The following is a 15,192-nucleotide window of genomic DNA, read 5'->3' on the forward strand; positions in this document are numbered from 1 at the left end:
CGGTGAACCCCATAAATGGTGTATCACATATAGGATGCTGAGCAAGTTATATTAAAAGAAAAAAGATGGTTTAAAGCAAAAAGGAAATATTTATTAACTTTAGAGAACTGGACTAAGGCTTTTCATAGGACACATTGTTGTGTCTAGTGCTTTTTTGATTAGATTGTTTTAACGTATACATCCAAGCTGATTAATTTTCTATTTTTTATTTCACAATCTATCATTGTTCTTTCGAGTTGAAAATCAAGTTTGGACATTGCTCTTTTACAATTAATATTTTCAGTTTCAACAAATCCCTCAACTCGGTTTAGTTTGAGTTGGTTTAATCCGTAGTCAGAAATCAACGGTAAGGTTTCTTTCATAATTCCTTTTCCCCAAAACTCAGGAAGTAGCCAAAGTCCAATTTCCGCTTTTTTTACTTTACAATCAATATTATTTAATCCGCCAGCTCCGTAGAAAACTTGGTTGTTAAGAGAGCAAATCGCCCACCACATTTGTTTTTCATTCTTATACCAAATCATTTGTTGCTTAGTTGCGTTCAAACTGTCAAAACTAATTCCGTAGTGTTCAATAACTTTTGGGTTGGAAAGTCCATTGAAAATATTTTCAAGGTCGAAATTAGTAATTTCACGAAGTAATAGTCGGTCAGTTTTTATAGTTGGGAAATTCTTATCCATTACTTGTACTTTGAATACGACAGTTTGTTTTGGGCATTACATACAACAGTTATATATAATTACCTTTTGTAACTTTATAGTTATTATAAAAGTACTTATAACAAACAAAAAAGCAATATAACATTAAATCAAATACTGAGAAAAATGCACACCATAACAAAAAGTATCAGTGTTCAGAAATTGGACCTTTTTTTGAATATAGTTGAAATCTATTAAGTATAACCTTAATACTGTATTGGATAGACAAATGTTTTTTCCCCTTATTATACACTACTCCCCTTATTTGTCTATGTAGACAAATAAGGGGAGTAGTGTATTGATTATAACGTTAGTTGTTACTAATTATGAGATATCATAGTAGCATAAGCATCTTTGGCAGTACCCGTTGTCACGGTGATAGACGCTTCACCTTCTTCATTAATTCTTAATGTTGCTATATCTGTTAAAAATCGTACGGTAGCAAGATGGTCTTTACCTTGCGAATCTTGGGTAAACTCAAGATCTTCGGTCCAATAATTCATAAAAAAATCAACAATAAGATCTCTGCTACCTTCAAAAACTACTTTTGTACTAATTCGTTTTCCTGTCGGTAACTTATCATAATATAGTTTATACGAGATTTTTCTCTTTTTTAGGTTACCCGTTGTATTACTTTGGTGTGTCCATTGTAAACAGTTTGTGCGGCATGCCATAGATTTGGCTTCCCAATTTGTTTTATCCTGAATAAAAGATTGAACCATCTTTGTAATACCATATGTATAATCCATTTGGTCACCTGTAGTGTTAGTGAGTAACCATTGTTGGTCGTGTGCTGCTGCTGCTGCAATATCCTCTTGCGAGTAATTGGTTTGTGCAAAAAATGTAAGAGGAAGTAAAAATGAAAGGAGTAAAAGTTTTTTCATAAGCTGTTGATTTATAATTTCTTGTACTTAAATTTACAACTTTTTTTAAGATTTTTGTGTTAAGAAGTATGAAAATATTCTTGTTCTTAGAATAACTTTATGTTTACAAGGTCTTCATAGGTTTACGATTTGAGGATTACATAACTAAAAACCGCTGCTAACGGCAGCATTTTTTTTGGTATAAAAGATATCTAGTCCAAAAAAATAACCCGAGATGTCTTATCCTGATCCTAATTATGTCCTACACAGAAGACGTAAGTTGAAAAGTTGTTATTATTTCTCCAGGTGTCAAATACTATTAACAAAATCCAAAAAGACTTCCTTATGGCGTTTGAGATCCAAATTAGGAGAAAGAGCAGCACGTACAATATAATCTTTGTCTCCTTCTTTAGTTGTTCCCTGAGTAGATGTTGCAGGTATGGTCCAATAACAGCCCTTTAATTGCCCATAACTCACACAGAACTTACTTTCATTAGGGATTTCATTAATCATCATATTGATTAATTTAAGATTCAATGCTCTTTTATAAGATTCTTTTTCCTCTTCACTATTTCCTTTCGTAGGAAGATCTAAAGAAAACACAGATGGAGTAAATCCATTTTCTGCTAAGGCTGAAGAAACAAAATTGATGTTTGCCCCCGGTAAATTGGTATTGATGAAGTCTACAAATTCACGCGTGTTCTTGTAGGCATCATGAATTCTTTGATTCATCGAAGGCAATTGTTTTGCTAATATTTCCATTTGAAGTGGTGTGGCTTCATTATCGCAAAGCTTTAGATGCAACTTTATTTTTTCCATCAAAGCTTCAGATTTTTTATTGGCTACACAGTATCCTGCGGTACATTGACCTCCACTTGGAAATTTTGATCCACTAACATATGCTATGGCCCTAACGGTAGAGAGTATTTCATTTTCGCCCAAAAAATGAACATTAGGACAAAATGTTTGATCTAAAATAAAAACCGGATCTATAGCAATTTCGCCATGTTTAGTTTTACGTTCTTTACGTAAAACGTCTTCTAATCTATTAAGATCTGGGACTTCTACTCTTGGATTTGTTGGAATTTCTGCAATTATATATGGAATAGCATCTTCTTTAGCGATTTTGTCTAAAACGACCTCTATGCTTTGAACCATATCCTTACCACCATCAACAGGTAAATCCATAACTTCAATAGTATCACTACAAGCGGCCACTCGCCGCGCTTGATCATTTGTACCTCCATAACAATTTGGAGGAACAATAATCTTGATCGCTTTTCCTTTATGTTTTTCTAAAGCTTCGTGCACCAGCCCCATCATAATCGCATATTGTATAGATAGTCCACTAGAGCCCACTAGAGCCTCTGCATCTGTTCCTGTAATTTCTCGTATAGACGCTAAAACATCTGTCTTGTTTGTTTCAAAAGTATGTATTGTTTGATCAAAAGAAGGTTTCTCAAATAAATGCTTCAAAGCAATCAACGTATTGGCGGGTGTCATTGCAATAGTTTCTCTTCTTCTTACATGTTGAATTTCTGAAATATAACCTTCATTTTGTTCGCCTTGTACCAATAAAACACTGCCTAAATGAGTATTTATATTGATAAAAAAGTCAACATTTGAGGTGAGTTCAAATGTGCAAACTTCGTCTTTTTGTGAAATAAAAATGGTACTGTCATTATTCTCAGAAATTGCAGATACATTTTCCACATTAGTTATCTCAAAAGTATAACCATAAACCTGTTGTAATATTTCTGCATCAAAAAAATCGGGTAATTTACCTATATAGAAGATTTGAGTATTTTTATTATCCAATGCGTTTTTTCTCAACACTGCCAATATAGGAATGGTCATTGAAGAAAAACTAATCACATGCTCTGCTTTGAGATCATGCATCTTAGCAATTACCCATTCTAGTACACAAGATAATGGATGACCTAATCTAATATAGTCAAATGCCGTAGGTAACTCACTTAATGATGATGATTGAGCATCATGATTATTAAATAAAGTTTCAAACTGTTCTAAAAACTGTGTTTTGGCCAACTTTTCCTCATATATATCAAGTCGATGAGTGGTTAGATGTAACCAATCAGCTGGCATATTTTTTAAGACATCTTTAATGTAAGTTAGCATTTTAGGATCTTGCATACTATTAACCTTTAGATAAGGCGGCAAAGATACGGTAATTAGATTTTTTTTAAGTATTTCACATCGTTTTGTTATATAATTATTTAGATGTATTTGTGTCGATAAATTTTCTCTATTTGTAGGGTTTATTCTCGTTTTTCGATCTTCTGGAACTAGCAGAGTCTCCAAAGAAGATATTTAGCCTTCATTCATAACTGAGATTTAGGTGTACAATGTTTTCTATCAAATCAGTTGTTTAGGTTTAAATATATTCAATTGTGCATACTGGGTGCTTGTTTTAATCTTACATTTGAATACTAAGAAGTATACTTTTTGAAGTCTATATAAACCAATGAAGTGTTTATGAAGAAGAACAAGAATAAAATTAAAAAAATAAAGAAACCTTGGCCGACCAAAGATGCTATGGAGCAGATTTATGAGATGAAACTTTGGGGTAGTAATGAATCTGATTTTTATTCTGGGATAGGGTCACATCATCCAGGAATAGTACATCCATACATAGATGTTTTAATATCATTCTTGTCATCATTCAAAAATTCTATCGTGGTATGTGATTTAGGTTGTGGGGATTTTAATGTTGGAAAAGAATTAGTGAAATATACCAAGAAATATATCGCAGTAGATATAGTAGCAGACCTTATAGCATATAATACAGAAAAATTTAAAGAAGAGAATTTAGAATTTCATTGTTTGGATATCGCAATAGATGATTTGCCTCCTGGTCATTGTGCTATTTTAAGACAAGTACTACAACATTTATCAAATGCTGAGGTACAAAATATAGTGAGTAAGTTAACTGGTTTTAAATATGTTATTTTAACAGAACATTTGCCTGCAGGTAATTTTGTGCCTAATAAAGACATCATTTCTGGACAAGGGATCAGACTAAAGAAGCAAAGCGGTTTAGACATATTGGCTCCACCATTTAATTTTAAGGTAAAAAAAGAAAAACAACTATTATCATTGGGTTTAGATGATCGTAGCGGTATTATAGTAACTACATTGTATGAAGTTTTTTAGATGAATAATGCTTTAAATTGAATTCTATTCCGGTTTAGATTCGTCAAACCACTTGTTTCCGCAATGTCTGCATTGTCTGGCCTCAGGAGTTCTTGTTAGCTTTTTACACTTAGAACAGTTGTTTATAAATATCTGTTCATTATGATCATTCAGGATTCTTTGAGCTGTAATTCTAAAAAATTCCTCGGTTCCATTTTTTATTAATTCAAGAACTTTTGGATCAGTTGATATCCAACCTTTACTTTCATACGCCTTCAATAATTTTTTATTTTTTCTTCTCCATCCTAGTTTTGACATTGAGAGAATATGTTGATACGCTTTACGTTCATAATCATTAAGTAATCCTCCGTAGTACTTGATGATATATTTAGCTAATTCTTTATCCAATTTAAGTTTCGATTTACAGATTATTTTTTATGTACGAATTGTTGCAGAATAGTATCAAGAAAGAATCTTAAGAGTCGTTAAGGTAGTTGATTTATAATGAGCTAAGCAATTTTAATGGGAGTTGTTTTTTACTTTTTTAAGTGCCTTTGGAAATGTTTTTATCATAAATTCAAGATGCTCATCGAGTACATCAATTTCTACAGAAAGTGTGATTCCGTCTATTCCTTCACTAAGTGTATAAATTTCTGTCGCTCCTGACCATTTTTTTGTTTCATCATCAATAGGTTGTTCCTTTCCGTTTACTATAGTTCCGATATGCTTAAACTTTATTGTTTGATTAGGGATATGCGTTTCAATAATGCTATAGATGCCACTTTTATCCGGACCAAGGAAATGTACTTTACTACCTTCTTCCCAATCATCAGTTATGGCATAAGACCCTTCTAAAAAGACACTAACCCATTCGCGATAGGAGCTATCATTCCAGAGCGCCTTCCAAATCGTAGTTTTTTCTGCCTCGATATCAATTGAAAATTCTAATCGGTTAATCATTATTTCTTTTTTTTATGACGTTGCATAATTGAATCCCTTGCACCGTATGTTTGTTTCTAAGGTAAAGAAAATGAAATATACATGCAGTAGAAAAAAGTTTTATTGTCCGTTTAAACATTCATTTTAATTTTTGCTAACAATTATGTAGAGATACAAAAGATAACTACATTTTCAATATACAGATTTCATCATCAGCAAAGTTGAAAAGATTTGTTGATGATCTCTATTTGATTGTAAATAAATTTATTTGCCTTTAGTTTGAAAGACAAAAGTCTATCAAATAATTAAATCAATTTTTAAATTATACACAATTAGATCCTTTAACCCCCTTTTTATTTTCTCTTATATGATATATCAGCAGAAAATTATCTTCAGCAGCCTGTTGGGAATGCATTACCCTGTAAAAAGTGATACTATCGGTGTAATAAATCCACCAGTCATTTATTAAAATTGTAGGAGTTTTGAGTATGGTAAATTTTAAAGCCATTTCTCATGAAAAACTATCTAAAATTCATATTCCTAATTACCACTCTACTGTTTTTACAAGGTTGTAAAAACAAAGGTGAAGAAAGGAGCAATAGTTCGCAAGATAACAACTCAGAAAAAGCAGATTTGGTGATTAAAAATGCCAAAGTTGCCATAATGGATGATAAAAGTTCATTTGCAGGAGCAATAGCTGTAAAAGAAGGTAAAATATCAGCTGTTGGCACCGCTACAGAGATAGAAGGTTATATCGGCGAAAATACTAATACAATAGATGCTCAAGGACGAACACTTATTCCAGGACTTAATGATTCTCATTTACATCTTACTCGGGGTGGACGGTTTTTTAATGCAGAATTAAGGTGGGACGGTGTTAAATCATTAAAACGGGCATTACAAATACTAAAGGAACAAGCGGCTAGAACACCAGAAGGACAATGGGTTCGTGTGATTGGAGGGTGGAGTCCCTTTCAGTTTGAAGAAAAGCGTTTTCCCACACCTGAAGAAATCAATAAAGCAACGGGTGATGTGCCGGCTTATATATTATTTCTTTACAGTAGAGCTTGGTTGAATAAGGCGGGTTTGAAAGCACTGAATATTGATGAAAATACTAAAGCACCTGAAGGAAGCTCTTTTGAAAAAGGACCGAATGGTAAGCTTACAGGTGTTTTACTAGCTGAACCCAACCCTACTATTTTATATGCAAGAATAGGTTCTTTACCTCCATTATCTGAAGCTGAAATGATAAATAGCACAAAGCAATTCTACCGAGAATTGAATAGTTTAGGGATCACTAGTGGTATAGATGCAGGAGGAGGAGGTCACAAATTTCCGAAAGACTATAAAGGCACAGATGTATTAGCAAAAGCGGGAGAGATGCCCATAAGATTGTCTTATTATTTATTTCCACAAAATAAAGGAGCCGAATATGAAGAATTTCAGGAATGGATGGCAACTAATAAATTAGGTCAAAATGGAGAAATACATCTCGAGCATGGTTATGAATTGGAAGGAGGCGGAGAGTTTTTAGCGTGGAGTGCAGGTGACTTTGAGAATTTTTTAGCACCACAACCTTTATTAAAAGATAGGCCAACTTGGCGTAAAGATTTAAAACGTATTGTTCGTTTACACGTAAATAAAGGCTGGCCCTTTAGGATTCATGCGACTTATGGAGAAACTATTGCCAAAATGCTAGATGTGCTTGAAGAAGTAAATCTGGAAACAGAAGGGAAGCTAGCTTCAAAAAGATGGCTCTTTGACCATGCAGAAACGGTTACAGAAAGTGAGTTAAAGCGAATCAAAGCGTTAAATGGCGGCATAGCGATTCAAGCGCGTATGGCCTATGCTGGTGAATATTTTGTGGAACGTTATGGGGCTGAAAAAGCGAAACAAGCTCCGCCCATCAAAAAAATCATGGGAATGGGTATTCCAGTTGGCGCAGGTACTGACGGAACACGTGTGGCCAGTTACAATCCATGGCCAGCACTCTATTGGTTAATTTCAGGTAAAACAGTAGGTGGTTTTCAATTGGCTGAAGAATCGAATCAACTTTCTCGAGAAGAAGCTTTAGGTCTTTATACTAAGGGTAGTGCTTGGATTTCCCAGGAAGAGGATGTCAAAGGAACATTGGAAGTTGGTATGTATGCAGATTTTGCAATTCTTTCTGAAGATTACTTTTCTATTTCCGAAGATAAAATCTCAGAATTGAAATCAGTTTTGACGGTAACCAATGGTAAGATTGTATATGCCTCTGATGAATTTAAGGAACTAAACCCTCCTTTACTGGAAGCAATTCCAGAATGGTCTCCGGTAAAACATTATGGAGGATATCAAACCAAATAGACAGTATAAAAGTACTCGTGAAAGTATGGAGATAATAAGAAGATGGTTAATGGTTTTGGTTGCAACACAAACACCTGAAAAAAGATTGGATGTTGTCCTTTTAATTTATAGGATAACAATATCCCTTGCTTTTCTTTTTATTCATGGTTATAAAAAGATAGTCAACTTTCATGAAGAGATTCAACATATCCCAGATCCATTCGGGATGGGTGGTTATAATGCTACGTTGATTGCTATTTTTTCTAATGTTATCTGTTCGGTTTTTGTGATGATGGGATTATTTACGCGGCTGTTTGCTGTGGGAGCATTCATGATTCCTTTCATTGGTCTTATAATTGTTCATTTGGATGATCCTTGGTCTGTTAAGGATGTACCGTTGATGTATTCCTTAGCTTTTATAGTTATAATCATATTAGGCCCTGGAAAATATTCAGCAGATAGGATAATTAGTCAGTCGTGGTTTAAAGAAAAATATAATTGATGAAAGCACAAATCCTTTACATAGTAGTAGCGATAATAGCAGGTGCGGTTTTGCCCATTCAAGCTGGACTGAATGTGCAATTGGGTAAATCGGTTCAACAACCAATTTTTGCTGCCTTTGCATCCTTTCTTATTGGTTCGTTGGGGCTTCTAATTTATCTATTCATCTTAAAATTCAATTTTACTTCTATAGTTCAAACTAAAACTGTATCACCGTTAGTCTGGACCGCTGGAATCTTAGGAGCGTTTTACGTGGCTGTAGTCATCATATTAGCTCCAAGGCTGGGTACGGCATTGACATTTTCCTTGATAGTAACCGGTCAGATGATCATATCTCTCATTCTTGATCACTATGGTTTGTTAGACCTACCTGTAAAACAAATCAATTGGCAACGCCTCGTAGGTGTGGTTTTTCTGGTTATAGGGGTATTACTCATTCGAAAATTTTAACTATATGAATAATAAAATAACATCAGGGACAAATAGGCGTTCTTTTTTAAAAAGTACTGCGTTTGGTACTCTTGGTATAACTGCAATAAGTACTGGTTTAATTTCATCATGTAAAACCAAACCTACAGATGAGAATACGTTTGGAACAGTTAGTCAAGCTATAAACTCAGGCGCTTCATCAGTAGTTACAAGAAAGAATATTGCTTCTTTCGCCGTGAATGACCCCGAACTACAACTTTTAAAGGATGCTGTTGCTATACTGAGAAAACGTAGTGAGAAATGGCCTCTTGATCCTACAGGATGGAGTGAAAATGGTGCGTTGCATACAAAATTCTGTGCGACGACAGAATTTACATATCAAGTGCACTACAGTTGGTATGTATGGCCATGGCATAGAACATATCTTTGGACTTTAGAAAAGAAACTTCAACATGCGGTGGGCGAACCAAAGTTGGCACTGCATTATTGGGATTGGACCAAACACCCCAGTATTCCCGAACAATATCAAGGAGGGAAAGAAAATCCTTTATACAATGACACGCGGTTGGTCGAACCCAATGACATTATTCCTTTTGATTTTATGAATATGGGACCAGCTTTGAGAGCTAAAAAATTTATGACGTTTGGAGGGTATCCCTTCCCTTATAAAGGGCAAGGTCCGCAAATAGATGGAATCGCTGAACAGAGTTTTCATAACAACATACACAATTGGATTGGTGGCGAAATGGCTGGTTTTGTTGCCGCAGGGTATGATCCAATCTTTTATGGCCATCATGGTAATTGCGACCGTTTTTGGCAGGCATGGCTAGACGCCGACCAATCTCACAGGAATCCTTTAGAGGCGAGTTGGCTTGAAAAAGTGTTTTATTTTACAGATGAGAAAGGAAAACCCATCGGGATTAAAATCAAAGATGTATTGGATACCAAAAAACTGGGATATCAATTCGAAGACCTTGATTTTAATAGCGAAGATGGAGTATACAATTCACTAGAAGATAAAGTGGTTCCATCTTATGATTTGGTAAAAGCATCTGGTATTTACAATACTTCTTTGGAGGAAGAACGAAAAGTACAATCGGTCGAGAAGATAGATTTAGCTAACGCTTCTCATGTGCTGCTAAAATATGAGCGGACACAATTGCCTTATATGCCTTATTGCTCTAGGGTGTTTTTTCTTTTCGGAGATGCTCAACCTAGTCCTGAAAACTGTAAGTACATTGGTACATTTACCATATTACCTATTGTATCAGCAGAGGGTGGTAAACTGGAAAAAGATGTGTATATGCATGTCGAAATTACTAGATCCATAAGAGACCGAATTGGTGCAGGAGAAAAGATACGAGTGTTCTTTGAACCCGTTCAAGTTCGAGGCCGAAATATTCCTGATGAACCATTAGAAGTTAAGAACATAACCTATTCTTTTGTATGACTGCGAAAGGGCTTAAAATATTGATAATAATTTCAGGTGTCTCTTTGATAGCTCTTTTTCTAATGATACTAGATCATATAAAGAAAAAAGAAAGTGAAGTCAACGTAATTGCAAACAGTCAATTTCAGATTCGTAAAGAATTTACTGAGAATACCATTCCTGATTTTCGGTTTATAAATCAATTCGGAGAAGAAGTTACCCAAGCAGAATTTGACGGTCGAATGTATGTGGCAGACTTCTTTTTTACTACTTGCCCAACCATTTGTCCTGCTATGGCTGGAAACAAAATTAGAATTCAAGAAGCTTTTAAGAACAATTCTGAGGTACTTATTCTATCTCATTCTATAGACCCAAGGTCAGACTCAATTCCCAAGCTAAAATCATATGGAGAAGATGTAGGAGCCTTAAAAGGAAAATGGCATTTAGTGACTGGGGTGAGAGAGGAAATATATGAGATAGCAAAAGAATATTATGTCACCGCCCAAGAAGATGAATTAGCAAAAGGAAGTTTTATACACGATGGCAGTTTTATTTTGGTTGACGGAGAAAGACATATTCGAGGAATTTATGATGGCACCGATTTGGGCAGTACCGAAGTTTTGATTAATGACATTAAAAGCTTACTTGAAAAATGAAGAATGGTCTTATCGATAAATATATAGACCGTGTTAATAATGGATTTTCAAGTTCTATAGCAAAGGGCGTGCTATTACTTACTATGGTGGTTTTGGCTATGCTTTGGGCAAACTCTTCATTTGGAGAGAGTTATTTCCATTTTTTTGAAATGGAATTCACTATTGGATTCCAAGATTTTTCGCTTACCGAACCTATTCATATCTGGATTAACGATGGGTTGATGGCTATTTTCTTTTTTACCGTAGGTTTAGAAATAAAAAGAGAGATCATTTCGGGAGAGCTTTCTCAGTTAAAAAAAGCTTTATTGCCAGTTGTTGCAGCATTAGGTGGGATGATTTTGCCAGCGATTCTTTTTTTCATTATAAATCATGATTCTGAAGCTTCAAGTGCTTGGGGAATTCCTATGGCCACTGATATTGCTTTTGCTTTAGGTATTGTGGCATTGGCAGGAAATACCATTTCTAAAAACGGAAAGGTGTTCTTAACAGCTTTAGCTACAGTAGATGATGTAGGTGCTATTTTGGTCATCGCATTATTTCTAACTCCGCAAATCGACTTTCAAAGTTTAATAATTGGTATGATATATTTAGGGATAATGGTTTTAGCTAATGTGGTAGGTATACGTAATATGTGGTTTTATGTTGTCGTAGGAGTCTTAGGCTTGTGGATAGCTCTGTTACTTTCTGGAATTCATGCTACTTTGGCGGGGGTACTGGGAGCTTTGACTATCCCTGCAACAAGAAAGGTGACCGAACTAGAATATAAGACGCATTTAAAATCATGGATTGAAGATTTTGAAGATTCCTGTACCAATGACAATTCTTTACTCACTCCAAAACAAGAAGAGATACTTCATAACATCTCAATTGAATCCAAAAGAGCAGGAACACCACTACAACGTGTTGAACATATGCTAAAACCGGCTGTCAACTTTTTGATTTTACCCCTTTTTGCTCTTGCGAATGCAGGCGTGAGAATCACTGATGATTTTTTTCGAATGCTTTTTCACCCAGTCAGCTTAGGGATAATTATAGGACTAGTCCTGGGAAAGGTACTGGGTATTTCGGTTTTTTCAAGAATTCTAGTTAAATCGGGACTTAGTGAACTACCCAACCAAGTGACTTGGAAAAGTATTTATGGTATTGGGATGATGGCGGGAATAGGTTTTACAATGTCTTTGTTTATTGCCGAACTGGCATTAGAGGATGAGAACCTACTGAGTATTGCTAAAATAGGAATTTTGACCGCTTCAGTTATTTCTGCTTTTTTAGGTTTGCTTTGGTTTTTGAAGAACAAAAATTTTAAAGAGAGATAATATTTAGTTGGTTATTAGTTTGGGTTTTAGGTTGTAAGCTACTTGTTTCTAATTAAGACGAGTAGTTTATTTTTTGTTTCGCCATTAAGGCAACCTTAAAAAGTCCTATTATTCCTTTAAAAAGGGATGTTACCGTGAGTGAATCTATGGCTAATTTAGTTTAATGAAATAGTTCTAAAATCCTAAACTTTTATAAGATGAAAAAACTTACGACTACAGTATTAATAGTTATAGTTTCTATGCTTGAAGTAAATGCACAATGGAAACAATACAACCCTAATCCTAATAATGACCCGTCTAATGCTTCAAAGGAATTATTAAACCCGGAAAACCATGTGTTGTTGATGATAGATCATGAAAGTCAAATGGCGTTTGCGGTAGAATCTCAACCAATCGAAGAATTACGGAACAATACTGGGCTTTTGGCAGCAGCAGCTACTTTATACAAGGTACCAACGATTGTTACCACAGTTGCCGAAAAATCATTTAGTGGACCCGTATTTCCAGAAATACGCGAATACTTTCCGAATGAGAAAGAATACATTGATAGAACTACTATGAACTCCTGGGAGGATAAAAGAGTGGTTACAGCGGTAGGCAAAACGGGAAAGAAAAAGTTGGTCATTGCTGGGCTATGGACTGAGGTTTGTACACTATCAGCTTCTTTATCTGCTTTAGAAGATGGTTACGAAGTTTATGTAGTAGTAGATGCTTGTGGTGGGACCTCTCAGGAAGCCCATGACATGGCCTTAACCCGAATGTTTCAAGCTGGTGTAAAACCTATTACTTCTTTACAGTATTTATTAGAAATTCATCGCGATTGGGCGAGGAGTGAAATGTACGAACCAGTACTAAAAATTTCTAAGCGATATGGTGGTGCCTATGGATTAGGAATAGATTATAATAAACAATTGTTAGAATGGAATAAGAATGGGGTATCAAGTCATTAATTTGTATCATGGATGAATCAAATACCATTATATGTAGAAAACATATGATTTAATTTAATGGTAGATGCAATGAAGGACTTGTGCAAAGTGGGATGTAATAAAGATTTACATATCAATACTAATTATTTAATTTATGAAAACCTTTATCTGGAATTGTTTGCCGATGATTTCCTAATAGATGACTATTTTTGATTTGATAGTAACTCAAACCCAGATGATAAGTTTGTACAATATACAGTTTGCGCATCCAAATATGGACTTAAAGGTATTTATGTATATGCTTATGGAGTCTACGGTGAACCTTCAAGTCCTGAATTGTTAGAAAAGCTTAGATTTTGGTCTAATCATTAAATTTAGGAAGAACAAGGTTTACTTGATTAATTCGACTAACCGAATATCAAAACAATTTGAATTTAAAAATGAATACAATAATACACAAGGCTGATAGCAGAGGAAAAGCCGATTTTGGATGGCTACAATCTAGACATACATTTAGTTTCGGAAATTACTATAATCCAGATAGGATGTCTTTTGGCGCTCTGCGAGTTTTAAATGATGATACTGTAGCTGGGGGTAAAGGTTTCGGTGCACACCCTCATCGTAATATGGAAATCATTTCAATTCCTTTATCAGGTGATTTACAACACCTGGATAGTACCGGAAGAAAGGAAATTATTAAACAAGGAGATGTGCAAGTAATGAGTGCAGGGACAGGTATTGAACATAGTGAAATGAACGCCAATGAAGATAAAGAAGTTCAATTTCTTCAGATATGGATTATTCCAAAAGAGGAGAATGTTAAACCAAGGTATGATCAAATAACTCTAAATCCAAAAGGTTATAAAAACAAGTTTGGACAAATACTCTCACCAAATGACAACGATGCTGGTGTTTGGATTCATCAGGATGCCTGGTTTTATTTGGGAGAGTTTTTCGAGTCGCAAAAAATTGAATATTCATTACACTCACATAAGAGTGGACTTTATATTTTCTTGTTGGAAGGAGAAGCCAAGGTTGGGGGTAAAAACCTTGAAAGAAGGGATGGATTGGGTGTCTGGGATACGGCTAAAGTGGAAATTGAACCTTCCTCTAAAGCCAAAATTCTTTTGCTTGAAGTTCCTATGATATAACCTTTTTTGAGTAAATTCTTAGATATGCTTTTATCCATGGGCAATTAGTGATGATGGTAAGCTTCATAGCTTGCATTAAATCTACGAGAGTACCTACAATGATCTTAAAACTCTCAGTTTGTTCAAAATTTTTGGGAAACTCAGTTTTTTCAATACAAATAACATCAATACCTCTTTGGTTATAATAGAAAAACACCTTGCCGGTATTATCCCAACACTCATAACAGAGGTCTTGTTTATTATCAAATATTTGTATCATTTTTTATATGTTTTTCAAAAAGTTGTAAATGTATGTGTATTCGAATTTGGTCCGACACAAGTTCGGATCCTTCTTCGTTTTGACCATGCCAGTTTATACCAAAATCAGTTCTTTCTATTAATGCCGTGAATTCAAATCCAATTCTATACTTAGAATCAATTCCTTTTTTCTTTCCCTTGTAATGACCAGTTATTGTAATTGATTTTGAGTTTCCCTTCAATATCAATATGCCTACGATGAAGTAATGGGTTTCATCTATCTGATTAACACTTGTACTGTTGAATCTTACAAAATCATCGTTTTTTACATCAAAGAAATCTTCTGAACAGAGGTGTTCATCGCGTTCAGAATTTCCTGTAAAAACACTAGATAAGTTTCCTTTGAATTTAAATATGCTTTCTTGAAAGTTATTCGTATTCTTTTGTAGAATACTTCCTTCATAACCCAATAAACTTCCTGACACATCAGCGAACCCTAAATGTTTTACGATAAAAGAAACCCTTGAGTGCGAACTATCAATCTGCCATCTTTTCACTGCTCTGGTTTT

General features: G+C 34.7%; 16 protein-coding genes. 9 read left to right on the forward strand and 7 right to left on the reverse strand.

What is annotated here, in order from left to right; all coding sequences use genetic code 11:
- Window positions 1-158: 158 nt before the first annotated feature.
- The 3 genes from JJQ60_RS14500 to JJQ60_RS14510 all read right to left on the reverse strand — a co-directional run bounded on the left by JJQ60_RS14500 (window position 159) and on the right by JJQ60_RS14510 (window position 3,712).
- A complete protein-coding gene (locus JJQ60_RS14500) occupies window positions 159-677 on the reverse strand; it encodes a GNAT family N-acetyltransferase (RefSeq protein WP_201921590.1) in 519 nt (172 codons plus the stop codon).
- A gap of 338 nt (window positions 678-1,015) precedes the next feature.
- Window positions 1,016-1,579: a hypothetical protein gene (locus JJQ60_RS14505; RefSeq protein ID WP_201921593.1), complete on the reverse strand. Its 564-nt coding sequence runs from the start codon at window positions 1,577-1,579 to the stop codon at window positions 1,016-1,018.
- Window positions 1,580-1,867: 288 nt separating this feature from the next.
- Window positions 1,868-3,712, reverse strand: a complete 1,845-nt coding sequence (locus tag JJQ60_RS14510) for a PLP-dependent transferase (protein WP_201921597.1) — start codon at window positions 3,710-3,712, stop codon at window positions 1,868-1,870.
- Between the two features lie 342 nt (window positions 3,713-4,054).
- On the opposite strand from JJQ60_RS14510, the gene JJQ60_RS14515 reads away from it, so the two are divergent.
- Window positions 4,055-4,732 (forward strand): class I SAM-dependent methyltransferase, encoded by a 678-nt coding sequence (locus JJQ60_RS14515; RefSeq protein ID WP_201921600.1) that lies wholly within the window; start codon window positions 4,055-4,057, stop codon window positions 4,730-4,732.
- Between the two features lie 24 nt (window positions 4,733-4,756).
- Here JJQ60_RS14515 and JJQ60_RS14520 read toward each other — a convergent pair whose 3' ends face one another.
- Together JJQ60_RS14520 and JJQ60_RS14525 are read right to left on the reverse strand one after the other, a co-directional pair.
- Window positions 4,757-5,119: a hypothetical protein gene (locus JJQ60_RS14520; RefSeq protein ID WP_201921603.1), complete on the reverse strand. Its 363-nt coding sequence runs from the start codon at window positions 5,117-5,119 to the stop codon at window positions 4,757-4,759.
- 111 nt (window positions 5,120-5,230) lie between these two features.
- Window positions 5,231-5,671, reverse strand: a complete 441-nt coding sequence (locus tag JJQ60_RS14525) for a hypothetical protein (protein WP_201921605.1) — start codon at window positions 5,669-5,671, stop codon at window positions 5,231-5,233.
- 492 nt (window positions 5,672-6,163) lie between these two features.
- On the opposite strand from JJQ60_RS14525, the gene JJQ60_RS14530 reads away from it, so the two are divergent.
- The 8 genes from JJQ60_RS14530 to JJQ60_RS14565 all read left to right on the forward strand — a co-directional run bounded on the left by JJQ60_RS14530 (window position 6,164) and on the right by JJQ60_RS14565 (window position 14,386).
- Window positions 6,164-7,996 (forward strand): amidohydrolase, encoded by a 1,833-nt coding sequence (locus tag JJQ60_RS14530; RefSeq protein ID WP_201921608.1) that lies wholly within the window; start codon window positions 6,164-6,166, stop codon window positions 7,994-7,996.
- Entirely contained in the window at window positions 7,974-8,477 is a 504-nt protein-coding gene (locus JJQ60_RS14535) for a DoxX family protein (protein ID WP_201921611.1), read from the forward strand. The genes JJQ60_RS14530 and JJQ60_RS14535 overlap by 23 nt, the downstream gene beginning before the upstream one ends.
- Window positions 8,477-8,926 (forward strand): DMT family transporter, encoded by a 450-nt coding sequence (locus JJQ60_RS14540; RefSeq protein WP_201921613.1) that lies wholly within the window; start codon window positions 8,477-8,479, stop codon window positions 8,924-8,926. Before JJQ60_RS14535 ends, JJQ60_RS14540 begins: the two co-directional genes overlap by 1 nt.
- A gap of 4 nt (window positions 8,927-8,930) precedes the next feature.
- On the forward strand, window positions 8,931-10,355 hold the full coding sequence (locus JJQ60_RS14545) for a tyrosinase family protein (RefSeq protein ID WP_201921615.1): 1,425 nt from the start codon (window positions 8,931-8,933) through the stop codon (window positions 10,353-10,355).
- A 62-nt stretch (window positions 10,356-10,417) separates the two neighbouring features.
- Complete coding sequence (locus tag JJQ60_RS14550; RefSeq protein WP_201921618.1) at window positions 10,418-10,990, forward strand: SCO family protein; 573 nt, start codon at window positions 10,418-10,420, stop codon at window positions 10,988-10,990.
- The gene (nhaA, locus tag JJQ60_RS14555) at window positions 10,987-12,306 is read left to right on the forward strand and encodes a Na+/H+ antiporter NhaA (RefSeq protein ID WP_201921621.1); all 1,320 of its coding nucleotides are present in this window, start codon (window positions 10,987-10,989) and stop codon (window positions 12,304-12,306) included. Before JJQ60_RS14550 ends, nhaA begins: the two co-directional genes overlap by 4 nt.
- A 197-nt stretch (window positions 12,307-12,503) precedes the next feature.
- Complete coding sequence (locus JJQ60_RS14560; RefSeq protein WP_236669135.1) at window positions 12,504-13,256, forward strand: hydrolase; 753 nt, start codon at window positions 12,504-12,506, stop codon at window positions 13,254-13,256.
- Window positions 13,257-13,675: 419 nt separating this feature from the next.
- Window positions 13,676-14,386, forward strand: coding sequence for a pirin family protein (locus JJQ60_RS14565; protein ID WP_201921624.1), 711 nt, complete (start codon window positions 13,676-13,678; stop codon window positions 14,384-14,386).
- Here the strand turns inward: JJQ60_RS14565 and JJQ60_RS14570 are convergent.
- Both JJQ60_RS14570 and JJQ60_RS14575 read right to left on the reverse strand, forming a co-directional pair.
- Window positions 14,376-14,645, reverse strand: a complete 270-nt coding sequence (locus JJQ60_RS14570; RefSeq protein ID WP_201921627.1) for a hypothetical protein — start codon at window positions 14,643-14,645, stop codon at window positions 14,376-14,378. The two genes, JJQ60_RS14565 and JJQ60_RS14570, sit on opposite strands and share 11 nt — an antisense overlap.
- The gene (locus JJQ60_RS14575; RefSeq protein ID WP_201921630.1) at window positions 14,629-15,180 is read right to left on the reverse strand and encodes a YceI family protein; all 552 of its coding nucleotides are present in this window, start codon (window positions 15,178-15,180) and stop codon (window positions 14,629-14,631) included. The genes JJQ60_RS14570 and JJQ60_RS14575 overlap by 17 nt, the downstream gene beginning before the upstream one ends.
- Window positions 15,181-15,192 lie beyond the last annotated feature (12 nt).

This window comes from Aquimarina mytili, assembly GCF_016735115.1.
In the GTDB taxonomy this organism is placed as follows: Bacteria; Bacteroidota; Bacteroidia; order Flavobacteriales; family Flavobacteriaceae; genus Aquimarina; species Aquimarina mytili.